This is a genomic window from Pseudoramibacter porci (assembly GCF_009696145.1).
Taxonomy (GTDB): Bacteria; Bacillota; Clostridia; order Eubacteriales; family Eubacteriaceae; genus Pseudoramibacter; species Pseudoramibacter porci.
The window spans coordinates 73,894-97,738 of the sequence record NZ_VUMO01000008.1; the positions used below are offsets into that span (position 1 = coordinate 73,894).

The following is a 23,845-nucleotide window of genomic DNA, read 5'->3' on the forward strand; positions in this document are numbered from 1 at the left end:
TGCGCGAGCCGTTTAGGATTTACGTTGGCGCCGGTCGTGTTTGGTGTAATATTCGACTTTGTTGTCGTACATGCGTTTGTCCGCAAGGCGGACCGTCATGTCGATGTTGGCGGCGTTATTGGTCCAGGCGAAGCCGAGTGCCATGTTAAGGTCGGGATGTTGATCGATCTTATTAAAGAACCGGCTGCGGGAGCGGTTGAAGGTCTCCCGCCGGATCGTCGGCAGCAGCACGACGAATTCGTCACCACCCATTCTGAAGACGTTATCCTGGCCGTAATGCTCGGAGAGCAGGGCCGCCGCCTGGCAGAGCACGGCGTCGCCGGCGGCATGGCCTTGGTGGTCGTTGGTTTGCTTGAGATTGTTCACATCGGCGAAGACGACGCCGACAGACAAACGGCTGGTCGCCAAGGCGTCCATCTTTTCGATCAGGGCGTTGCGGTTGAAGACGCCGGTCAGCGCGTCGCTGCGGCTCGCAATGTCCAGCGCGGCCACGAGCCTGTGATTGACGATTTGGGCGCCGATAAAATATGAGATCGATTCAAGTACGGTCCGGATGTTGATCCAGTCCGTCTGTTTGTAATTGTCGGTACCAAGGTAGCCGATGAGCTGCCCGCGGTTGTAAAACGGCGCGCCCATCAAGCGTTTGATCCCCTGGCGCTTGAGGTTTTCGTAATCGATCGGGTCGGTTGCTTTCAGCTCCTCAATGTCGGAAATGAGAACGCAGGAGTCGTGTTCGAGATAGGGTTCCCACCCGGCGAGGTATTCGCTGTAGGGCAGATGCTGGAGGGTGTCGATTTCCGGCTCGATCCCGTCGGTGCACCACTCGAAGGTGTTGCTGGCGGTTACGCCGTCAGTTTCGAGGACGTAGAGGCGGTCGCATTGGATGGTCTGGCCCAGTTTGGCGAGGGCGAGGTCCATCCGGTCGTCGTAATCGCCGTCGCTGTTCAAAATACTGGAAATTTCGATGATCAAGTCGTCAGTGGCTTTGTTTCGGTTCGTTTTTTTCTTTTCCTCATCGACGTTGGTGAAGACGAAGGCGACGTGGTCGGGCGCGCCTACTGGTGCGACAGTGAAATCAAGCCAAAGGCCGATTTCCTCGCTGTGGATGCAGGCGTGGATCGGCTGCTGCTGGCGAAGCGCCTCGTAGCAATAGTCAAACCATTGCTGATCGGGGGCTGCGTAGCTTTCGCTGTAGGCGGCGCCGATCAGCTGGTCTGAGCTGAGGCCGGCCATCTCGCAATAGGCTTGGTTGACGTAAACGTAATAGGTTTCGACGACCGCCGTCCTTTCCGGATTCATCTGAACTTTGAAAACGGCGTAAGGAACGGGGATATCGGTAAATAATTGAGGCGTGTAAGATGATGTGTGCATAAGAGTCCCTTTCAAAGAAAACAAATCGGAGCAACTCCGTTGCTTTTGCACTGTTGATCGGATAATCAGTCAGTATTTATGGATAATTTTATATTTTTATTGTATCATGAAAAGCAAAAGCATGACAAGGTGAAAACCATATCACCAGAATAAGATACGATCGTCACCGACAAAGGTGGCGCAAATTTTCGAGAGCTCAGAACGGACGCACGGGACCGCGCGGCCGCTCAGTTCAGGAGGAAGGAACATGGAAGAAAAGCGCAAGGCGTGCGATTTGGACCGGGTCACCGGTCTGATGCGCAAAGGAGCTTTTTTAGAAGCGCTCGACGCGCGCATCGCGTCGGCGGAAGCGGAAGGGACGCTCGAAGACTACGTTCTCGTTTGCTCCAATATCTGCAATTTTAAATACTACAACATCAAGTACGGCAGCCAGGCCGGCGACGGGGTGCTGCGCGCCCTCAGCCAGTGGATCGCCCAGGCCGATCCCGACGCGCTGTGCGGCCGGTTCATCAGCGACCGCTTCGCTGTGTGGTCCCGGCAGGCCGGTCTCGAGGATAAAATCCGAAAGGTGCAGCAGGCCTTTAAGGACGCTTACGGCGCAGACGGCCTGAAATTGAAGGCCGGGCTCTTTCAGATGACAGCAGGCGTCCGCGCGGCGGAAGCCTGCGAATTGGCTAACTTGACCTGCGACGCCATTCGGAACCAGCCAGAGGACTTCCGCTATTATGACGAACAGATCAACCACCACGCGGCAAACGTCGTCTACATCGTTCAGAATGTCGACCGGGCGATTCGGGAAGGCTGGATTCAGGTCGATTATCAGCCCATGGTCCGGACTGTCAACGACGCCCTCTGCGGCGTCGAAGCGCTGACGCGGTGGGTCGACCCTGAACGCGGGCTGATCAAGCCGAAAGATTATGTGCCGGTGCTGGAGGACAACCAGCTGATTACCAAGCTGGACCTCTACGTTTTGGACCGGGTCTGCCAGGATATGGCGCAGTGGATGGCCGAAGGGCGGCCGCTGGTGCCGGTTTCCGTCAACTTGTCCCGGATCGATTTCCTGAAATGCGATATCGTCTCGGAGGTGGAAGCCTGCGTCACCCGCCACGGTATCGCCCGGGATATGCTCGGCCTGGAAGTGACCGAGTCGATGGTCATGGCCGATTCGGACGTTTTGAAACAGGATGTGAAGCGTTTCCGCCACTTGGGCTACGAATTGTTCATGGACGATTTCGGCAGCGGCTACTCATCGCTGACCGTCCTGCGGGATTACGAGTTCGATGTCATCAAGCTCGACATGATCTTCCTGCGCAACTTTGACGACAAGTCGAAGCGGGTCATCCGCTCGGCGGTGTCGATGGCCAAGGGGCTGGGGCTCCAGGTGCTGGCGGAAGGGGTCGAAGACGCAGCGGCATACGCCTTTTTGAAAGACATCGGCTGTGACAGAGTCCAGGGGTATTATTTCAGCCCGCCGCTGCCGCTGGCGAAACTCGGTGAAATTTATACTAAATTTGAACACATCGAGGGCCGGCGCTTCAAGGGGTATTACGGGAGCGTCAGCGCCCTCAATTTCCTCACCGACAAGCCCATGGAAATCATCGATTTCGACGGCGAGGCGTTCCACTCGCTTTACGCCAACGCCCCGGCTCAGGCAGTCTGGCAGAGCCTGAACTTCAATTCTCAGGCCCAAGTTTACGAATTGGTGAACAATTCGGCCTCGCCTTATTATAAAGAGGCCCGCGACAATGTGGGCAAACTGCGGCTGGGTGACCCCCTCCGTATGGAATACAACGTCTACGGCACCTTTGTGAGTCTGCAGTTCGAGCTCTTGGCCAAAGAAAGCGAGCACCGGCTGTTGATGATCGAAGCCGCCAATCTCGGGCAGAAGGACGAAGAAGATCAGGGGGATGAAAATTACATTTTCCGCCTCCTCTACGCCACCTTTGACGAGCTCTATCTCATCAATCTGGAAACTTTGGCATTTGAGCCGATCAAACCCGGGGTCAATTACCTGGAAATGTCCGAAGAATGGGATAAACGGAATTGGAAGATGGATGTGAAAGCGGCGGCCAAGCTTTTCATTCAGCTGGAGGATCAGGGCGATTACGTTAAATTTGCCGATCCGGCCACGATAAAGGCGCGCATGGCCAAGGCCGACGGCGGCGTCCTCACACAGCTGTTCCGCTCCAAGGGCCGAAACGGCGCCTACATCATGAAGCTGCACACGATTCAGCCGATGCCGGGGAGCGCGCGTGTGCTCTACACCACGCGCTTTGTCCCCATGATTCAAAAACAGATGGCCAGCAAAAACTGGCGGTACACGCATCTGTCGGAAATGGACGCGGATCAGCCGGAACTCCGGAAGACCCTGCGCCATTCCCGGATCATGAATCTGTTTTGGAAAGACAGCCAACGGCGCTTTGTGGACGTCAACGACAAATTCATGGAAACCTACGGCATCGAAGACCGGGCGGAGATTGTGGGCAAGACTGACGAGGATATGCACTGGCATCTCGACGACGCGCCTTTTCGCAATGACGAAATCGAAGTGCTTCAGGAAGGGAAACCGGTTCGAAATCGCCTCGGTCAGTGTATCATCCGCGGTGAGGTCCACGATATTATGGCGTCAAAAGAGCCGATTTACCGCGACGGGGAAGTGGTCGGCCTCCTCGGCGCCTTCATCCCCGTCGATGAGATCGTCCCCCAATTGACTGACCAGTCATCTGAAGGGGACGGCACAGGGCTGAAATCCGCCCAGGGCATCTCCGCCGCGGCGGAGGCGTACATGGAGGGCTGGGAATTCCGTGGGGAAGCATTCGCCGCCCTGTCGGTTCGATTGAACAGCTACCAACGGGCCAGACAGACGTACGGCGGCGAGATCGCCGGGCGCATGGTGAAGGCCGTCAACCGCCTCATCGCCCAGTGCTGCCGCAACCGCGCAGTCGCCGGGCGCATCTACGGCGAGCATTTTCTCGTGCTGATGAAATACACAGACCGGCAGGACGTCGCGGCCTTCGCCCAAGAGCTGACCGATCGTCTTCGCGGGGTGCGCGAGCTGGACGGCTACGCCGAAACCCTTGCGCCGGCCGTGGCCGTTTACTACGCGGAGGACGCAGGCAGTGTCGCGGAGCTGATGACGCAGATTTATCAAGAAGCCGAACCCAAGATTTCGAGCAGACGCCTGGGCTGATGGACGGGCTGTGCGCCGGGGAAAGCCCGGCCAGGAGACGTTATGGTATTTAATTCTAAACAGAAACGGATTTTTTTCGTCGCATTTTTTGCCGTTGTCCTTTTGCTGCTGTGTCTCGAATCCTGGATTCAGATCCGCGGCAATCGGATGCAGGCCGGGGAAGCTGCCGACCTGCTGATCGGCCAGGTGTCCAGAATCATTCAGGAGAATGCCAAAGAAGAAAAGGCCCTGACCGAGACGCTCAAGGAATCCTACATTACCCGGGCGGAGTCGGTCGCCTACATCCTCGACCACCGCACCACCGCTCCCAGTGAAGCGGAGCTGGACGAGATCGCCAAGCTGCAGCGCGTGGACGAGATCCACATTTTTGATACCTCGGGCACCATCGTCTCGGGCACCGAGCCGAAATACTACGGCTACAATTTCGACTCCGGCAAGCAGATGAATTATTTCAAGAAAATGCTCACCGACAAGAAGCTCACGATGTGCCAGGACGTGACGCCGAACACGGCGGAGGGCAAGCCGATGATGTACGCCATCTGCTGGAACGACACCGGCACGTATATGGTCCAGGTCGGGATCGAACCAGTGCGGCTCTTAAACGAGCTGCGGGCCAACGAAATTTCCGAGGTTGTGGCCAACATGCCGTCCTACGAAGGGACGACGATTATCGTGGCCACCAAAAAGGGGAAGATCGTCGGCGCGACGAAGGCGGAACTCCAGGGAAAGCCAATCAGCGCCATTGGTCTCGGCAAGGCCAAAAGCGGGCGGTTCACGGCAAGGGTGAACGGCGCCTGGTCGTATTGCGATGTGAAAACCAGCGGTCGCTACCGCATCGCGGTGGTGCAGGAAGTGAAAACCATCAACGCCGATGTCCCGCGGACGGTGCTCATCGTCGCGGCCTACCTCGCCCTCGCCGGAATCTGCATGGGGCTTTTGCTCAAGCGCCTGTCCCAGCGGGTTCGGGAAGAGCATCGGGAAGCGATCACCGACGCCATGACCGGCTTTTTGAACCGGCGGGCCTACACTGAGGCCGAAGCCTTTTTGAAGCCGGATACGACCCGGGACATCACCTACGTCTACGCCGACATCAACGGCCTGAAACACGCCAACGACACCTTGGGCCACGACGCCGGCGACGAGCTGATCACCGCGGCGGCCGCCTGCATGCGGGAGGCCTTCGACGGGGACACCAAGCTGTACCGGGTCGGCGGCGACGAATTTATCGCGGTGGTGGCCGCGCCGCCGGAGCGGGCGAAGGCCATGGTCGACGATTTCCTCGCCCGGGCCGCTGCCTGGCACGGCCGTTTTAACGACGCCCTCTCGGTGTCCTGCGGCAGCGCGTACCGGGGCGAATTGGAAGACGCGTCTCTCGGGGCCCTTCAGAAGAAAGCTGAGGCGCGGATGTACAAGATGAAGCAGCAGTACTACAAAGAAAACGGCGGCGCTGACCGCCGGCGGACATAAGGCAACCAGACAGCAAAAAGGCCTGCGGCAGATGCCGCAGGCCTTTTGTATATCAGTCCTTTTCCGGATCGAGGACGCCCTTTCGGATCACCCCTTCGGCCGCTTCGGCCGGGCCGGGTTTTCCGAAGTAGAATCCCTGAATCAGATCGCAGTGCAAGTCTTTTAACAGCTCGCGCTGGATTTGGGTTTCGACACCTTCGCACAGGGCGCGTTTGCCGTCGTCGTGGATCAATGCAATGACGTGCTTGAGAAATGGATCCCCCGAATTCGAACAATGGTTGTCGAGAATCGATTTGTCGATTTTGACCTCTTCCACCGGGAGACGCTGGAGCATGCTCAGCGAAGAGTAGCCGGTGCCGAAATCGTCCATCATAAAGCGCACGCCCATGCGATGGGCCGCTTCGAAGAAGGCCCGGGCTTCCCGTTCCTTCCGGATGAACAGGCTTTCGGTGATTTCGAGGCGGATGGCCTCGACCGGCACCGCGTACATCACGAGGCATTGCTTCAAATAGGTGAGGTAGTCGGCGTCGCTGAGCTGGCCGATGGAGTAATTGATCGAAATCGGCGGCGGGTTCAGCTGTTTGTTGCGCCAGACGCAGATCTGGCGGATCACCATTTTGGTGGTGATACGGCCGATTTTCTGGATCCAGCCGTTTGCCTCGGCGATGGGGATGAAGACGCCCGGGCTTAAGGTCTTGTCTTTCATCCGCGCGAGGGCTTCGAAGCCGGTCAGCTTGCCGGTAGCGGTTTCGACCTGAGGCTGGTAGACCATGGTCAGTCCGTCGTGTTCGATAGCGTCTAGCACCGCGAGGCGTTTCTGCTCGGATTTGGCGGCTTCTTGTTTCATCCTCTCGTCGTAAACAATGCAGGCATTTTTACCCCTGCGCTTGCCGATTTGCATGGCCGTTTCGCACAAGAGGAGCACGTCTTTGTTCGTGCTGCTCGGATTGGAATTGGCAGCGGCGATGCTGGCGCGCAGCTGGATGGTGTCCATGCCGATGGTGCGCCGGCGTTTGAAGATGTTCTGAATGCGGTGCAGAATCGGGTCGTCTTTCTGAAGGGTCCGATCTGGGAAGAAGAGCAGAAAGGCATCGCCGCTGTACCGGGCGGCCACGCCGCCGCACGCGTCGGTCAGGGATTTAAGTTCAGAAGCGATGTCTTTGAGCTGGGCGTCGCTGGCTTCATGGCCGTAGACTTTGTTAATGTCTTTGAAATTGTCAAGGTCGGTGGTCACGACGGCGTAGGGCCGGTGCTGCCGGTCGAGTTCATCCAGGCGCTTGCCGGCGGCCTGCCGGGTGTAGACTGCCGTCAGCGGGTCGTGAGCGTTGGCAAATTGGAGATGATCTGTCAGCTTTTGAAGGCGTCTTTCGGTGTGTAGACGCATCTTGACGTCTAAACGCGAGGCGACGAGGAGCATCAAAGCGCCCGCGAGAATGATTCCCATAGCAATGAGAACCGGCCAGTAGCTGCGCCGGGTATAGGAGGCCGGTGCGCCGATCAGCAGCGTGGATTTCGGCAGGCGGTTGAAGTCCAGATGGTATTTTTTCATCATGGGGTAGCTGACCACCGATACAGCGCGGGTGTTGACCGGCACATTGCGAAGCTTGGCGAGGTCGACTTTGCCGTCGATAATCTGGTGCATCAGGCGCACAGTGTTGGCCGACTCGGTTTTGCAAAGTGTAATGCGGCCGGCGGCCGCACCGTTGCTGTAGCCGCCCTTGCCGGAGCGGAAAATTGGAACCGACGCCCTTTCGGAGAGGTTCCGGACCATTTCGGCAACGGTGTAGTAGTTGCCGTCCCGGTCGGTGTGAGCCGTCATCGCCAGCACGATCGTGCCCTTTTTGTACGAAGCGATGATTTTCCGCAAGGCCTTTCCCGAATATTGATCGGTGTTCAGCGTGACGAGATCGAGGCCGGCGTAGCGCTTTTTGCGGGCCAGACCCTCAAAAATTTTGGCGTCCGTCTTCCCCAGGTCGCTGTCATCGTGAACGGCGACGATGCGTTTGGTGCCGGGTAGAAGTTTGCGGGCCATGTTGACGGTTGAGGTGATGTGGGTGCTTTCGGCAGAGCCGGCGATGTGCGGGTTTTTAGCGGCGCGCCTCCCCAGCTTCTGATCAGCTACGCCGCAAAAGAGAATCGGGAGGTCTTTGAAATAATCATCCTGGTGGTCCATGACGTAGCGCAGCGCGGGATCCCGCAAGGCGATGACCCCGCTGTAATGCCCGTCGGCGAGGTGCTGCTCGACGATTTTATCGATTAACGCCAGATCGGTCTTGGTGTGGTGCTTGAAGGTGTCCAGATTGACAACGTCGAATTCGATGTCGTTGGCGTCGCTGACCGAGAGCATCCCGGCGATCTGATCCTGGTAATAGATGTAGGTGGGGTCGTAAGATGCGAGGATTAATACCTTTTTTGTTGCGCTGTGGTCGACTTGTTTGATGGTGGTGTTGTCGCTGTAAGTGGCAGCCCCAGAGAGGTCATAGGATTGTTCCTGGCTGATTCGGTCGTTGATTTGAATGGCCTTAAACAGAGAAACAGAAAGGAAAATCACACCAACGACGATCACCGCGTAACCGGTGATATTGAGCCAGCGGATTAAATCCGATTGAGAACGACGTTTCATAAGTCTCCTCTCTATATGAAAATGACAAAATAGGATCACCCAAAATAAGGACATTGTATAAGTAAAAAATATTATACTGTTTTCTGTTAAACTTTGCTATAAAAAAGAAGAAAAAACAGATATTTGAAAAATAATGAAAACAAAACCTGGAAATTGCTTCAAAAAAGAAATTATGTAAAAATAAAAAAATGAAATAATATGCAATATTTCACACAAAATTTGATGAATTCCTTTGTGGAACCCGTGTCCTCATGATATACTTAAATGGTAACATGAGAATACTATGTTCTAGAAAGACTGCGCTTTGTGAGACCTTTGTGAGACCGAAACAACGTTTCGGCTGTGTCTGCTGTCACAGCGCAAGAGATGATAGATATGTCGAATTATGAAATGATTTATTTAGTTTTCGAGGTGTTTTGCGGGGCGCAGGCGGTGGTAATGGCCGCAAAAATGACACCGGATATCGGTTACTCCAATGAGGTGCGGACCTTTCACTGCCTGTCGCTCTGTTTGATCGTCGAGATTGTCGCTGAGGGGCTGTGGATCGTCTGCGCCGGGTTGGACGGCGCGGCGCGGGTGCTGCTCAACTTGAGCTGCGCGGCGGATCTGCTTTGCACCGGCTACACTGTTTATTTTTGGTACCGTTTCATGGATACCCAGGTCACGCCGCGGGAAGCCCTCATCCGCCGGCCGAAAGTGGTCAATCAGCTTTGGGCCCTGCCGATTGGCGTGATGACGGTGCTGGACGGCACGTCGCCTTTCACCGGACTGACCTTTACCCTGACGAAGGCCGGCGTCTACTACCGCGGCCCGTTGTTTGCCGTTCACGCGCTCTGCTGCTTTTTCTACGCGGTGCCGGTGGTCTACCTGATTGCGCAGAGCTGGAAACAGCAGCACATCGACCGGCAGGACTTTACGCTGTATCTGTTTTTCCCGACGATCATTGTCGTCGGCGGGATCCTTCAGATCGCCTACAGCCAGGTGGCCTTTTCGACGGTCGCCTTCACCTTCGGCATGTTCATTCTGTTCAATTCGCTGCAGCGGCGGCAGATCAACACCGACGCGCTGACCCGGCTGAACAATCGGGCGAGCGCCATGGCTTATTTGAAGGGCCGGATCGAACGGGCGGAGGGCGAGCCCTTTTACCTGTTCATGGCCGATGTCGACCAGTTCAAAGGGATCAACGACCATTACGGCCACATCATGGGCGACGAAGCCCTGGTGCTGGTCGCGGATACCCTGCGGGATCTCGCCAAAGACTACCGGACGCTGTTCATCTCCCGGTACGGCGGCGACGAATTTTTGTTTACCATTTCAGAAAATGAGGTGGAGCCGCAGCAGCTGATCCGGCATTACGGGGCAGTGCTGAAGACCGCCCTCGACGCGTCGGAGTATCCTTTCCGATTCACAATGAGTATCGGCTACGCCTTGGCCGATATCGATGGTCTCAGCCAGAGTGCCCTCATTAACCAGGCAGATCAGGGCATGTACGGCAGAAAAAAACGGTAGGCGAACGCAAAAAGGAGCAGCGCTGATGTGTACATTCAAAACAGACGACTATCACCGGCTTTACGACGTTTTAAAATCGGGCGTTTGCATTGTGGCACAGGATCAAGACGAGACGATTCTCTTTGCGAACAAAGGCATACTCAATTTCTACGACTGCCGTTCAGAACGGGCATTCTTCGAACTGACCGGCGGGCGTTTTGCCGGCATGCACTTGAAGCGGGAGGTGTCTCTCGCCGCCATTGCCGGGGATCAGCGGGATTTTAATCTGCATTTTTCATTCATGACCGTTCGGCGCCACATTCGCGAAGCGGACGCCTCGGTCAAAAAAGCGGTGCTTCAGGGCCGACCGGTGTACATCGTTGAGATGGTTAGCCAGTGGATTCTGATGGCGGACACGGAACCAGACCGCCTCACCGGGTTTTTGGCGCCGAAAATCTTTTTTAGGAAGGCCGCGGATTTGGCCAAAATCAATCTGGAACGGGATACCTTCACTCAGTTCTGCCCGGCTTGCTTCAACGTCAACAATTTTCGGGGCTTCAACCGGAACAACGGCGTGGCGGAAGGCGACAAGGCGCTGGCCTTTATCGCCAAGACCCTGCGCGAGGTGTTCCCCACCGGATTGTACAGCCACATCAACGCCGACACCTTTTACGCGATTCTGCCGAGAAAGCGCCTGGCGCGCAAGGTCGATGAGGTCTGCGTCAAAGTCAACCGCTATCTGGGCGAGAAGAGCTACGCCCTCAAAGCCGGCCTCGTGATTTACAACCAGCCTGTTACCATGGCGGAGGTTCTTCACAGTTTCGATATGGCGAAGCTGGCTTGCGACGAAGCCAAAAACTGCGACGGCCGCGCTTACGTCGTGTTCAGCAGGGAGATTCAGTCGCGCGCCGAATTGCGCGACTTCATCCTGAAGGCCTTCGAGTCGGCGATGGAAAACGGCCAGATCAAAATGATCTACGAGCCGGTGCTCCGTCTCCTTTCTGGGAAAATCAGCGGCATTAAGGCTTCAGTGGTGTGGGAAGATCCCGAGAAAGGGACCATTCCCCCTGAAGTTTTCTGGTCGGTGCTGGAAGAGGCGCGCCTTTCCGGTCGGCTGGACCTTTTCGCCATGGACCGTATGCTCCAGATTCAGGCCGAGCGGCAGCAAAACGGACTTTCGTTGATTCCGGTCATTTTCTCGATTTCCCGCCTAGGGATGGAGCTGATGCGCCCCCTTGAACATTTGGAGACGGTCCGCGAGTCCTACGGGCTGCCGCGCCAATGTGTACGCATTGAATTTTCGGAAAAGTTTATAAATGAGAGTTCCAAAACCATACACAGCGAGATCGATCGGTTCCGAGAAGTCGGCTACGAGATCTGGGTCGATCATTTTGGAACCCAAAATTTATCCAATGCGGTTTTCTACGAAGACCGGTTTGATTTAATTGAATTGGATCGGCGCTTTTTCGCCCCCTTGGACGAAAAAAAGAAGACGATTATTACCGATGTCGTCAAAATGGCCAAACACCTTGGCGTGCACACGCTGGTCAAAGGGGTCGCCACCGAAGAGGAGGCCGACTTTCTCAAAATGGCAGGCTGTGAGAACATCCGAGGGCCCTACGTCAGAAAACCCGGAAACCACGCGGACGTGTTCAACACCCTGGCACAGAAAGGCTGGACGGAGGAAAGGGGTTTGGAAGCGGCCGTCTATCAGGCGGCCGGATTGGTCGACATCGTCTCCGAAGCGCCCCTTGCGCTCTTTCTCGCTGACAATGGAAAAATCCGGATGCTGACGATGAACGCGGCTTATTTGGCGGCGGCTCAAAAAATCGGGATCACCAGTGCAGCGAAGGTGGCTGACTTTTTTAAGGATCAGGGACGGCTTTTCCCGGAACGCTTTGCGCAGTTTGCTGAGAAAGCCTACGGCGCACCGCAAAAGCTGACGTATTTCGTGGCCAATCACCAATACGTCCAGCTGGAGACCAGCTTTGTGGCGGGCATCCCGGAATTTTGGGTCGGCCAGGCCAAGCTCAGCCACATCAGTGCCGACCGGACGGACTGGCGCCCCGATCGTTTTGATTATACTTTCCGCAATGCGGTCATGCTTTTTGATGAGGTGTTTTACATCGACATGGAAAAAGACGAGATCAAGGTGATCGTCAGCACCGATCAGCGGCTCTCAGCAGGACAGACCGTAAAAGGGATACGGGAAGTCTTCGGCACCTTTTGCCAGCGCGACATCCACCCGGACGACCGGGCACTTTTCCTGTCCTTTGCGGAGACGGACACGCTGGTGCAGCGGCTGCGCGCCGCCCATCAGGGCAGGGCGGAAATCATCATTCGCGTGCGCCAGAAGGACGGTGCCTACTGCCGGATGGTTTGCCGGGCGGCTTTGGTCGTCGACGCAGAGCGCACGAAGGTGGTCCTCTGCGCGTGGCAGGACCGTTTAGAGCAGCGCGGGGCGGCGCCTGCCGTTTCAGCTGGAGCCGGCGCCCAGGGGCACAAACAGACTTCGGCGTACCGGCTTTTCCAGGCGATTCTCGGCGATTCCAAGCTGCCGCTGTTCTGGAAAGACACGGCGCTGCAATACGTCGGCGCGAGCCGGGCCTTCCTCGATTTGGCCCGGGTAGACACAGAAGCGGAGCTGATCGGCAAAACGGCCGAGTCCTTTAATTGGTACACCAATCCGAAAGCCGCGGAGCAGGCAGAACGCCGGGTGATCGGCGAAGGGAAGACGGTGGCGGCTGCGCGCCGGCACGTATTAGTTGGGGGAAGAGAACAGGTGATCCGCGTCACGGAATTCCCCTATTACGATGAAGGCGGCAGCGCCATTGCGGGCGTTGCCGGATGGATTCGCCAAGAGGGCGGCGAGGAAGCGCACCGCGACGACCGAACGGGGCTGATGAACGCGGCGGGCATTCTGGCGGCAGGCTTCGCCTTTGACGATGCTCTCCGTCAGAGCGGCCGGGGCTACGGCGCGGTGATCCTCGTCATCCGCAACGCCGCCGCGCTCCGCCAAACCTTTGGGCAGGCTTTTGTAGACAAGGCGGAAAAAGCCGTTGCCAACCGGATCGCGGACGGTAGGCTGCCCAGCGGCGTGGCTGCGGCCCGCATCCGGGATGGATATTTCCTGCTTTTGGGAAAAGACCGGGCCATGCTGAAGCTGGAGAAATGGTCGATCCAAATGGTGGAAGACATTCAGGCGCTCAGGCAAATCGACGGTCTGCCTTGTCAGATCGAACTGAACCGCGCAATCGGGTCGGGGGGCGAAGCCAAAGGCTTTCTCAACTTGCTCGAGATCCTTATGCGGCGGGCCGAACAGTGGCGTCAGTCGGGGGATTTTCTTTTCAGCGAGGTTTGGGAGACGGCCGGCGTCAAATCTGATGTCCTCAACGACTTGTCCGAACCGGCGTTTATCGTCGATCCGGCAATGCGGCAGCTGCTCTTTGTCAACAAAGCCATGAAACAGTCGGCGGGCCTGCCGGAGGATGCGGATTTCGTCGGCAGATCCTGTTTTGAACTGCGGGGCAAAACCCAGCCCTGCCTCGGCTGCGAGATGCAGCGGGCAGCGAATGAGCAGTACGATACCTACGAAAATCAGTGGCACGACGCCATCGGCCGAACCTTCAGCGTGAAAAATATACCGGTGCTTTGGAGAGGGCGCAGCGCGCGGCTGATTCTCGGCGAACCGGTGGTGATTTCTGACAACGAACAAACGACGAAGAACGCCATTTTGGAAGCTGAACGCTGGGGCAACGCGGCCATCGCCATCGGTCTCGGCGAACCTGACATCGAGGTGGGCATCGCGAAATGCATCGCCTACATCGCGCAAAATCTGCACGCTGAGCGGTTCTTCATCTTTGAAACGCGGGGAAGCCGCGAGGCGACCTGCAGCTACGAGTGGAAAGAAGCGGGGCGTCTGCCCTTGAAGGGCGAATTGCAAAGCGTACTGACGCAGAATTTCGGCGCTTTGTTTAAAGCCTTTGAGGCGCAGAAAGTGGTGCTGGCTGCGGATTACGCCGCCTTTCAGCGCGAACATCCGGGCTTTTCGCTGCCGGTTGCGGGCGTTCAGAATTTTGTGGCGGGGCAGCTGCTTCAGGCCGGCAGGCCTGTGGGCTTTACGCTGTTGACCAATTTGGCGGCTAAAAGCTTCGAACCGGCCGGCTACATGCTGGATACGCTGACGGATTTCTTCGCGGTGATGATCCGGATCCGCAACAACCTTAGAGACGCGGAAGAGCAAGGCCGGCGGGACCACATGACCGGCGTGCTGAACCGGCGGGGTTTCAAGCATTACATCGCCGAAAGCCATTTTGCCGGGCCACAGGTTTTTTTGTCCTGCGACATCAACGGGCTGAAGACCGTCAACGACACCCAGGGCCACGAGGCCGGCGATCAGTTGATCCAGAACGCTTCGGCCATTTTGGTCCGCCACGGGGACCGCGATCACGTGTTCCGCATGGGCGGCGACGAATTTCTCGTGGTCCGGGAGGGCATGGATGAAGGCGGCGCGCGGCAGATCGTGCAGGCGATCAAAAACGACGCCCGCCGTGCCGGCTTCACCATTTCGATCGGTTACGTGGTGCACACCGGCCCCATTGACGATCTTGACACGGTCATGCGGGACGCCGACCGGGCGATGTACGCCGACAAGGGGCGCACCCACAGAAGGCGGCGGACCGATCCACAGGATTAAAGCGGACATAGACAAGATCGCAAGGCCAATCTGAAGAAAACATAAAAACGCTGTGATGGCCTTGCTTAGAAGCGTTATAATAAAAGATAGGTAAAAAATAAATTGAATCGCGGGGATTCGGCTGCGACATGCGATTGCGGCGGCAGAGACGCCCGCGACGGCGGAATGCGCACACACGAGGTGTGAAAAATGAGTAAGAAAAAGAAAAAAGAAAAAAAGAATCAGAAACGCAAGAGAAAAGAAGCGCTTCTGCGGGGGGCAGCCGCAACAGGCGCTGTTCTTGGCGGCAGTGCCATGTTCGGCCAGGGGAATATGGTCTACGCGGCCGTGTCCCAGAGTCAATCCGACGGAGGCTCGCAGCTCGAGAGCGTGCTGGAGCAGACGTCGGCGTCTGAATCGCGGGTAGAATCGGTTTCTGCCTCGACAGCAAAATCCGACACACCGAGTGTGCGTTCGTCCCAGTCGGGCGCAGCCTCTCAGCAACAGATCAGCACATCGGACCAAAGCGCTGACAGCGCCGCGTTTCAGAAGGCCCCCGGCAGCGCCGCTTCCGTATCGGAGGATTCGGCGTCGGCCTCGGCCGAACAGTCGGCCAGCGAAGCCGATGCGATGAGCCAGTCAGACAGCGCACTGGACAGCGAAGCCTCTGAAACCGCGTCGGCGAGTACAGCCGTCTCCCAAAGCGGTTCACAGTCCGGCTCGAGCGCCGGGTCTCAGTCGCTTGCCACATCGGCCAAGGGCAGCGCGGCGGCCAGCCAGTCGGTGGGTCAGTCGGTCTCGGCGTCGGCTGTGTCCAGTCAGTCGGTGTCGACTGTGAATTCGGTACAGGACGAAGCGGACACCAAGAGTTTGTCTGAGGCAGCGAGCCAGATCACGTCGGTCAGTGTCTCTCGTGGACAGGACAGCCAGTCCGCGTCGGAGAGCGAAGCGCGTTCCCTCGCGGCCAGCGAACAGCAGAGCCGAAGCTTGGACGATTCAGCGCGAGCGAGCGCTTCGGGTTCTCAAAGCACTTCATTTTCGTCCAGCGGCAGCGCGAGCGGTTCCGCCTCGGCGTCGACCAGCCGCGCCATGATGAACGGTTCCGTCTCGGCGGAAGCCAGCGCGTCGGCCTCGGCTTCGGCGGAAGCATCGGAAGCGACCAGTGCGGTCGTCTCGGAATCGGTTCAGGGCTCAGAACAGCTCAGCCAAGAAACCTCGCAGTCCATCTCGGAATCTGCGTCAGACAGCGCCAGCGCGCACACATCAGCGTCGGCTTCCGTCTCCGCTTCAGGCAGCCAGAGCACTTCGGACAGCTTGTCCGCCTCTCTGAGTCGGATCGCGTCCGCCTCGGCCTCTGAATCGGTGTCGGCCAGCGCCAGCGCGTCGGCTTCAGCCAGCGAAGTGGCGGGCATTGAAAGAGTCACCAAAGTCAAGGTGTTTGAATACACGGACACCGCGAATGGTACGATTACCACCATGACCGGGACACTGGATCTCGAAACCGGCGTGGTGCATTGGACCTTTGATTACGCTGCAAAAGACGCGGACCAGACCATGCGGACCTGGTGGGGCTGGGCATCTAAACCGAATCAGTATCAATACTTTGGCTTCTATTTAAACGTCGTCGGCGGCGCGAAAGCACCGCAAAACATCACAGTGACCGACGCCGACGGCAACATTTATACGCTGGACAACGGTGGGTTTGCCCAGAACAACGATTCATACAGCCGAACACAGGTCGACCCGGCCACTGGCGAAAGAAAGAAGCAGTCCCTCGGGTCCAACATCACGACTCTCGACTACAAGGGCCGCTATTGGGGCGACAGCTACTCAACGACCGAAAAGATCAACGTCGACGGGACGGTGACGGTCGCATTTGACACGTCTCTCGGCGATTACGAAGAATGGGGAAAGGCCATTGCCAACGTTGTCGTCAGCGTGCAGGCCACCTCCAGCACCGAAGCGACCCATTGGAGCAACGACGCGGGCGGGTACACGATTCATCCGACCGTTGCGGAAAGCACCAGCGGCTCTGAACAGAGCAACCGCGGCGTCGTGGTCATCACACCGGAACACAACTATGCCCACGAAGCGCAGAGTATCAGCGAGCTGACATCTATGTCCCAGTCGACGGTGGCCTCGGTTTCAGCGAAACAGAGTCAATCGGCCTCGTCGAAGGCCAGCGCTTCGGTTTCAACCCAAACCAGCCAGTCGGTCAGCCGCAGCACCAGCCGGTCGGTGTCTCAAAGCCAGGAAAACAGCCGCGCTTCGGAAAGCCGGAGCCAGTCGATGTCTCAGAGCATTTCCAATCAGGCGTCACGCTCGGAATCGATCAACGCTTCTCAGTCCGTACAGCAGTCTGAACAAGAGCGTGCATCTCAGGCTGCAAGCCAGAGCGCCTCTCGGAGCATTGCGAGCGACGCCAGCGCCTCGGCCAGTCAATCTCAGGAAGCCTCCGCGTCAACCAGCGCCAGCCAGTCGGTTTCGCAAAGCCTGTCAGATGTGCTGTCCCAATCGGACAGCGCCGCGTCGGTTTCAGCATCTCAAAGCGATAGCATTGCCAGTGCGTCGACCAGCGCCAGCACCAGCAGATCGACCAGTCTTTCAACGTCAGCGGCACACAGCGAAAGCGAAGGGTCTCAGCGCGCGTCACTCAGCGAAGCGTCCGGCAGCGTCAGCACAAGCGTGTCGCAACGGCATTCGGAAACCGCGTCGGCCAGCACCAGCGCGTCGCAATCCGCATCGCTCAGCGCCTCTGAACGGGATTCGAGCAGCGTGAGCGCCAGTGAAAGCGGCAGTGAAAGCTTGAGTGGCGTTACGAGCGAATCTGTCAGCGCAAGTGCGTCCACGTCTGCGTCACAGAGCGCGAGCGAAAGCCGATCCACGTCGCTTTCCAACAGTCAAAGCGAACGAACATCTATTTCAGTCAGTACCAGCACGTCGCTTTCAGCATCTACTCAGATCTCAGAAAGCGAATCGGAATCCGAATCAATCTCGACGTCAGAATCCGATAGTGAAGCTACGTCAGAATCAGAAAGTGAATCAATAAGCATTAGAGAATCAGAAAGCGAATCGGAAAGCAGCTCTGAAAGCGAATCAGAATCAGAATCAGAAAGCGAATCAGCCTCAACGTCTGAATCGGAAAGCGAAAGCGAATCTGAAAGTGAGTCTGAATCAATCTCGACATCTGAGTCTGAAAGCGAATCTGCTTCTGAATCCGAAAGTGAAAGTGAATCAATTTCCGAATCGGAAAGCAGCTCTGAAAGCGAATCTGAATCGATTTCGGCATCCGAATCCGATAGCGAAGCTGCGTCCGAATCAGAAAGTGAATCAGTATCAGCGTTTGAATCTGAGAGTGAGTCAATTTCCGAATCCGAAAGTGAATCAGAATCAGCCTCAACGTCAGAATCAGAAAGTGAGTCCGAATCGATTTCGACGTCCGAATCCGATAGCGAAGCTGCTTCTGAATCAGAAAGTGAAAGTGAATCAATTTCCGAATCGGAAAGCAGTTCAGAATCCGAATCGGAATCAGAAAGCGAAAGCGAGTCTGAATCAATCTCGACATCCGAATCTGATAGCGAATCTGCTTCTGAATTAGAAAGTGAATCTGAATCAATTTCCGAATCGGAAAGCAGCTCTGAAAGCGAATCAGAATCAGAAAGCGAAAGCGAATCAGAGTCGATCTCGACGTCCGAATCTGAAAGTGAATCCACTTCAGAATCGGAAAGTGAATCTGAATCAGCCTCAACGTTTGAATCCGAAAGTGAAAGTGAATCAATTTCCGAATCGGAAAGCAGTTCTGAAAGCGAATCAGAGTCGATCTCGACATCCGAATCCGATAGCGAAGCTGCATCAGAATCAGAAAGTGAAAGTGAATCGATTTCCGAATCGGAAAGCAGTTCTGAAAGCGAATCGGAATCAATCTCGACATCTGAGTCTGAAAGCGAAGCTGCGTCAGAATCAGAAAGTGAATCAACAAGCATTAGCGAATCAGAATCGGAAAGCAGTTCTGAAAGTGAATCAGAATCTGAGTCTGAAAGTGAAAGTGAATCGATTTCCGAATCGGAAAGCAGTTCTGAAAGCGAATCGGAATCGATCTCGACATCCGAATCTGATAGTGAATCTGCTTCTGAATTAGAAAGTGAATCCGAATCGATTTCGGCATCCGAATCCGATAGCGAAGCTGCGTCAGAATCAGAAAGTGAATCCGAATCAATCTCGACGTCAGAATCCGATAGTGAAGCTACGTCAGAATCAGAACGTGAATCAATAAGCATTAGCGAATCAGAAAGCGAATCGGAATCGATCTCGACATCTGAGTCTGAAAGCGAATCGGAATCAGAAAGCGAAAGCGAATCAGAGTCGATCTCGACGTCCGAATCTGATAGTGAATCTGCTTCTGAATCAGAAAGTGAAAGCGAATCGATTTCCGAATCGGAAAGCAGTTCTGAAAGTGAATCAGAATCAGAAAGCGAAAGCGAATCGGAATCAATCTCGACGTCCGAATCAGAAAGTGAATCAGTATCAGCGTTTGAATCTGAGAGTGAGTCAATTTCCGAATCCGAAAGTGAATCGGAATCAGTCTCAACGTCTGAATCAACAAGTGCATCGGCTAGTGGTTCAACCTCAGGGTCACAGTCAGCAAGCGCAAGCGAATCGGCTGTGGCGTCTGAATCGACAAGCACGTCAACAAGTGCATCGGCTAGTGGTTCAATCTCGGTTTCGCAGTCAGTGAGCACAAGCACCTCGGCTGTGGCGTCTGAATCAGCAAGTACTTCAACAAGTGCATCAGTTAGTGGCTCAACTTCAGGGTCACAGTCAGCGAGCGCAAGCGAATCGGCTGCAGCGTCTGAATCAGCAAGTACCAGCGCTTCAGCTGCAGCGTCTGAATCAACAAGCACCTCAACAAGTGCATCGGTTAGTGGTTCAACCTCAGGGTCACAGTCAGCAAGCGCAAGCGAATCGGCTGTGGCGTCTGAATCGACAAGTACTTCAACAAGTGCATCGGTTAGTGGTTCAACCTCAGGTTCACAGTCAGCAAGTACCAGCGAATCGGCTGTGGCGTCTGACTCGGCGAGCACCTCAACAAGTGCATCGGCCAGCGGTTCAACCTCAGCGTCTCAGTCAGCGAGTGCAAGCAATTCAACATCAGTGTCTGAATTTGAAAGCAGCTTAGAAAGCGAATCGGCCTCGACATCCGAGTCTGGAAGTGAATCGGCAAGTGTCAGTGGCTCGACGTCGGTCTCTGAATCCACAAGTGTTTCAGTCAGCACCTCAACAAGTGCATCAGCTAGCGGTTCAACCTCAGGGTCACAGTCAGCGAGCGCAAGCACCTCGGCTGCGACATCTGAATCAGCAAGTAGCAGCGAATCGGCTGCAGCATCTGAATCGACAAGCACCTCAACAAGCGCATCGACCAGCGGTTCAACCTCAGGGTCGCAGTCAGCGAGCGTAAGCGAATCGACTGCGGCATCTGAATCGGCGAGCACGTCGACGAGTGTATCAGCTAGCGGTTCAACCTCAGGGTCGCAGTCAGCAAGCGCAAGCGAATCGGCTGTAGCATCTGAATCGGCGAGCACGTCGACGAGTGTATCAGCCAGCGGTTCAACCTCAGGGTCACAGTCAGTGAGCGCAAGCGAATCGGCTGTGGCATCTGAATCAGCAAGTACTTCAACAAGTGCATCGGTTAGTGGTTCAACCTCAGGGTCGCAGTCAGTAAGTGCAAGCGAATCAGCTGTGGCGTCTGAATCAGCAAGTACCAGCGCTTCAGCTGCGACGTCTGAATCAACAAGCACTTCAACAAGTGCATCAGTTAGTGGCTCAACCTCAGGGTCGCAGTCAGTGAGCACAAGCGAATCGGCTGCGGCGTCTGAATCAACAAGCACTTCAACAAGTGTATCGGCCAGCGGTTCAACATCGGCTTCGCAGTCAGTGAGTGCAAGCGAATCGGCTGCGGCATCTGAATCAGCAAGTACTTCAACAAGTGCATCGGCCAGCGGTTCAATCTCGGTTTCGCAGTCAGCGAGCGCAAGCGAATCGGCTGCAGCATCTGAATCGACAAGCACCTCAACAAGTGCATCGGCTAGTGGTTCAACCTCAGGGTCGCAGTCAGTGAGCGCAAGCGAATCGGCTGCGGCGTCTGAATCGACAAGTACCTCAACAAGTGCATCAGCCAGCGGTTCAACCTCGGCTTCACAGTCAGCGAGCACAAGCGAATCGGCTGCGGCGTCTGAATCAACAAGCACCTCAACAAGTACATCGGTTAGTGGTTCAACCTCAGGGTCACAGTCAGCGAGCGCAAGCACCTCGGCTGTGGCGTCTGAATCGGCGAGCACGTCGACGAGTGTATCAGCTAGCGGTTCAACCTCAGGGTCGCAGTCAGCAAGCGCAAGCGAATCGGCTGTAGCATCTGAATCGGCGAGTACCTCAACAAGCGCATCGGCTAGTGGTTCAACCTCAGGGTCGCAGTCAGCGAGTGCAAGCGAATCGGCTGTGACATCTGAATCAGCAAGTACCAGCGCTTCAGCTGCGGCATCTGAATCGACAAGCACCTCAACAAGTGCATCGGCCAGCGGTTCAACTTCGGCTTCGCAGTCAGCGAGCGCAAGCACCTCGGCTGTGGCATCTGAATCAGCAAGCACCTCAACAAGTGCATCGGTTAGTGGCTCGACCTCAGGGTCACGGTCAGCAAGTAGCAGCGAATCGGCTGTGACATCTGAATCAGCAAGTACCAGCGCTTCAGCTGCAGCGTCTGAATCAACAAGTACTTCAACAAGTGCATCGGCCAGCGGTTCAACCTCAGGGTCACAGTCAGCAAGCACAAGCGAATCGGCTGCGGCATCTGAATCAGCAAGTACTTCAACAAGTGTATCAGCTAGTGGTTCAACTTCGGGGTCACAGTCAGCAAGCACAAGCGAATCGGCTGCGGCATCTGAATCAGCAAGTACTTCAACAAGTGTATCAGCTAGTGGTTCAACTTCGGCTTCGCAGTCAGTAAGTGCAAGCGAATCGGCTGCGGCGTCTGAATCAACAAGCACCTCAACAAGTGCATCGGCTAGTGGCTCAACCTCGGCTTCGCAGTCAGCGAGCGCGAGTGTTTCGGCCAGTGCCAGCGCGTCGATGAGCGCATCTGCATTAGTTTCGGCCAGCGCGGCGGCTTCTCTCAGCGTTTCGGCTTCGGCTGCCGGTTCGGCAGTGGCGGCCAGCACGAGCACCGCCCCAGCAAGCACGTCGGTGCAACTGAGCACGTCGACCAGCGAAAGCACATCGCTCAGCACTTCTGCCTCGGCAGCAGATGAACAGACGCGCGCAAGCCAGCGGGCAAGTTCGAGCGACAGCGCCAGCGCAGCGGCCAGTGAAAGTAAATCGGCCTCGGCGTCAACGGCGGCCTCTGAATCGGAAACGGAAAACAGCAACAGCATTTCCAACAGTATCCGGATGTCCGCGGAAGATTCCCTCAGCGCGTCGCCCAGCAACAATATGGCAGGCAGCTCGACCGCATCGGACGGCGCCGTCAGCGCAGCGTCAACGGCGGCCTCGGCTGACGGCTCCGCGGCGGGTGATGCAGCGGCCTCTTCTGAAATCGACGCATTGGACAGTGTGGTACCGCTCCAGGTGATCAAACACTGATCGGCCTGGGCGGCATCGCCTTAAATAAAACTCGAAAATAAAATAGCACAATAGAAATGAGCGATGCCTCTGGGTGTTCATGTTGTGGCATGCACTTTATATAGAGGGATTGCTCATTTTTATGTTATAATCCTAAGCGTTAGAGGTGCAATCACGCACCGACGTCGTTGGAAAGGAGGCGGGACCCCATGGCACACACCGACACGCACGAGTTGCGGAAGCGGCTGGTTTTCACGTTGATCGTGCTGGCCGTTTATTTGGCGGCGAGAAGCGTGCTGCTCTACGGCGTCTCGAGCGGCGGCGGGCGCTACATCGGCGTCAACGCGCAGTCTCTGGTCACGACGATGTTCAGCGGCGACCGCTACCAGCGCACCATCATGGCGCTGGGGATCATGCCGTACATCAATGCCTCCCTCCTGGTGCAGGTCGTTTCGGCGATGAAAAGTGCCAACAGCCGCGCTAAAATTTCCAAACAGAAGCAGGACCGCTGGATGCGCGTTGCGGCCTTGGTCATTACCGTCGTGATGGCTGTTGTCCAATCGACGGACTTGACTTACGCTCCGAGTGCAGGCTCGGTCGCTTTGGTACAGGGGATTGTGATTTTGGAAATGATTGGCGGGGCGATGCTGACCTTTATTTTGTGCACCGCTAATGAAAAACACGGGATCGGCGCGCCGATGCCGATTATTTTAGTCAACGTTTTGACCGCATTGATTCAAAATTTAGACGCCCATCATTTTCTCCGCTATCCGGTCCTGATGGCGATCAGTTTAGGGGTTATCGCGGGCACGGCGTTTATGGAAAATTCAATTATTCGCGTGCCGCTGCAGCGGGTATCCATCCACAATATTCACGCCGATCGGAATTACTTGGCTTACAAGCGCAACCCGGTCGGGATCATGCCAGTCATGTTTGCGACGGCCGCCTTCATCGTGCCGCGGTACGCCGTCCGGCTGCTGACGGTTATCATTCCCCAGAGCGCGGCGCTGGCGCAGATCCGTCAGGATATAGTGATGACACAGCCGTTGGGGATTGCCGTGTATTTGATCATCATTGTCGCTTTGTCGATCGTCTTTGCTTTCATCATGTTAAATCCAAAGGAAAGCGCCAGACAGCTCCAGCGCAACGGGGACAGCATCGTCGGGGTGTACGCCGGTGCCCACACGACGCGCATGTTGGTTGGCCTGGTCTTGAAATGGAGTATAATCAGCGGGCTGCTCCAGGCGGGATGCATGGCCGCTTCGCTGGTGTTATCGCTGCAGGATGTCATTCCGGCGACATTGGCGATGCTCCCATCCTCGGGTATGATTCTGGTCAGTATTGTTTGCAGTTTGGTGCAGGAAATTGGCACGTATTACCGGTACGACGCGTACCGCTTCTTCATGTGAGGGCACCGCGCGAA

The 23,845-nt window shown here is 56.1% G+C and carries 12 protein-coding genes and 1 pseudogene; 7 read left to right on the forward strand and 6 right to left on the reverse strand.

Annotated features, from left to right (window positions below; all coding sequences use genetic code 11):
• Positions 1-12: 12 nt before the first annotated feature.
• Positions 13-1,371: a diguanylate cyclase gene (locus FYJ52_RS07075; RefSeq protein WP_154576528.1), complete on the reverse strand. Its 1,359-nt coding sequence runs from the start codon at positions 1,369-1,371 to the stop codon at positions 13-15.
• 247 nt (positions 1,372-1,618) lie between these two features.
• Here FYJ52_RS07075 and FYJ52_RS07080 point away from each other — a divergent pair, with 247 nt between their 5' ends.
• Both FYJ52_RS07080 and FYJ52_RS07085 read left to right on the forward strand, forming a co-directional pair.
• Positions 1,619-4,561 carry a sensor domain-containing diguanylate cyclase gene (locus FYJ52_RS07080; protein ID WP_154576529.1) on the forward strand — a complete coding sequence of 981 codons (2,943 nt, stop codon included), beginning with the start codon at positions 1,619-1,621 and terminating at the stop codon, positions 4,559-4,561.
• A gap of 42 nt (positions 4,562-4,603) precedes the next feature.
• Complete coding sequence (locus FYJ52_RS07085; RefSeq protein WP_154576530.1) at positions 4,604-6,028, forward strand: GGDEF domain-containing protein; 1,425 nt, start codon at positions 4,604-4,606, stop codon at positions 6,026-6,028.
• A gap of 52 nt (positions 6,029-6,080) precedes the next feature.
• Here the strand turns inward: FYJ52_RS07085 and FYJ52_RS07090 are convergent, their stop codons facing one another.
• Positions 6,081-8,651 carry an EAL domain-containing protein gene (locus FYJ52_RS07090; RefSeq protein WP_205960796.1) on the reverse strand — a complete coding sequence of 857 codons (2,571 nt, stop codon included), beginning with the start codon at positions 8,649-8,651 and terminating at the stop codon, positions 6,081-6,083.
• A gap of 375 nt (positions 8,652-9,026) precedes the next feature.
• Between FYJ52_RS07090 and FYJ52_RS07095 the strand changes: the two genes are divergently transcribed.
• The 3 genes and pseudogenes from FYJ52_RS07095 to FYJ52_RS10350 all read left to right on the forward strand — a co-directional run.
• A complete protein-coding gene (locus FYJ52_RS07095) occupies positions 9,027-10,160 on the forward strand; it encodes a GGDEF domain-containing protein (protein ID WP_205960797.1) in 1,134 nt (377 codons plus the stop codon).
• 25 nt (positions 10,161-10,185) lie between these two features.
• Positions 10,186-14,835: a GGDEF domain-containing protein gene (locus FYJ52_RS07100; RefSeq protein ID WP_205960798.1), complete on the forward strand. Its 4,650-nt coding sequence runs from the start codon at positions 10,186-10,188 to the stop codon at positions 14,833-14,835.
• A gap of 189 nt (positions 14,836-15,024) precedes the next feature.
• Positions 15,025-15,117: pseudogene (locus tag FYJ52_RS10350) on the forward strand (accessory Sec-dependent serine-rich glycoprotein adhesin); the annotation flags it as partial.
• 881 nt (positions 15,118-15,998) lie between these two features.
• Here FYJ52_RS10350 and FYJ52_RS07110 read toward each other — a convergent pair.
• From FYJ52_RS07110 to FYJ52_RS10240, 4 genes are all read right to left on the reverse strand, one after another.
• Positions 15,999-16,226, reverse strand: a complete 228-nt coding sequence (locus FYJ52_RS07110) for a hypothetical protein (protein WP_154576534.1) — start codon at positions 16,224-16,226, stop codon at positions 15,999-16,001.
• 1,227 nt (positions 16,227-17,453) lie between these two features.
• Entirely contained in the window at positions 17,454-17,699 is a 246-nt protein-coding gene (locus tag FYJ52_RS07115) for a hypothetical protein (RefSeq protein WP_154576535.1), read from the reverse strand.
• A 72-nt stretch (positions 17,700-17,771) separates the two neighbouring features.
• Entirely contained in the window at positions 17,772-19,895 is a 2,124-nt protein-coding gene (locus tag FYJ52_RS07120) for a hypothetical protein (protein ID WP_154576536.1), read from the reverse strand.
• 39 nt (positions 19,896-19,934) lie between these two features.
• Entirely contained in the window at positions 19,935-22,235 is a 2,301-nt protein-coding gene (locus FYJ52_RS10240; protein ID WP_205960800.1) for a hypothetical protein, read from the reverse strand.
• A 16-nt stretch (positions 22,236-22,251) separates the two neighbouring features.
• Here FYJ52_RS10240 and FYJ52_RS10245 point away from each other — a divergent pair, with 16 nt between their 5' ends.
• Positions 22,252-22,443: a hypothetical protein gene (locus FYJ52_RS10245; RefSeq protein ID WP_205960801.1), complete on the forward strand. Its 192-nt coding sequence runs from the start codon at positions 22,252-22,254 to the stop codon at positions 22,441-22,443.
• Positions 22,444-22,631: 188 nt separating this feature from the next.
• Positions 22,632-23,831, forward strand: coding sequence for a hypothetical protein (locus FYJ52_RS07130; protein WP_154576537.1), 1,200 nt, complete (start codon positions 22,632-22,634; stop codon positions 23,829-23,831).
• Positions 23,832-23,845: the final 14 nt, after the last annotated feature.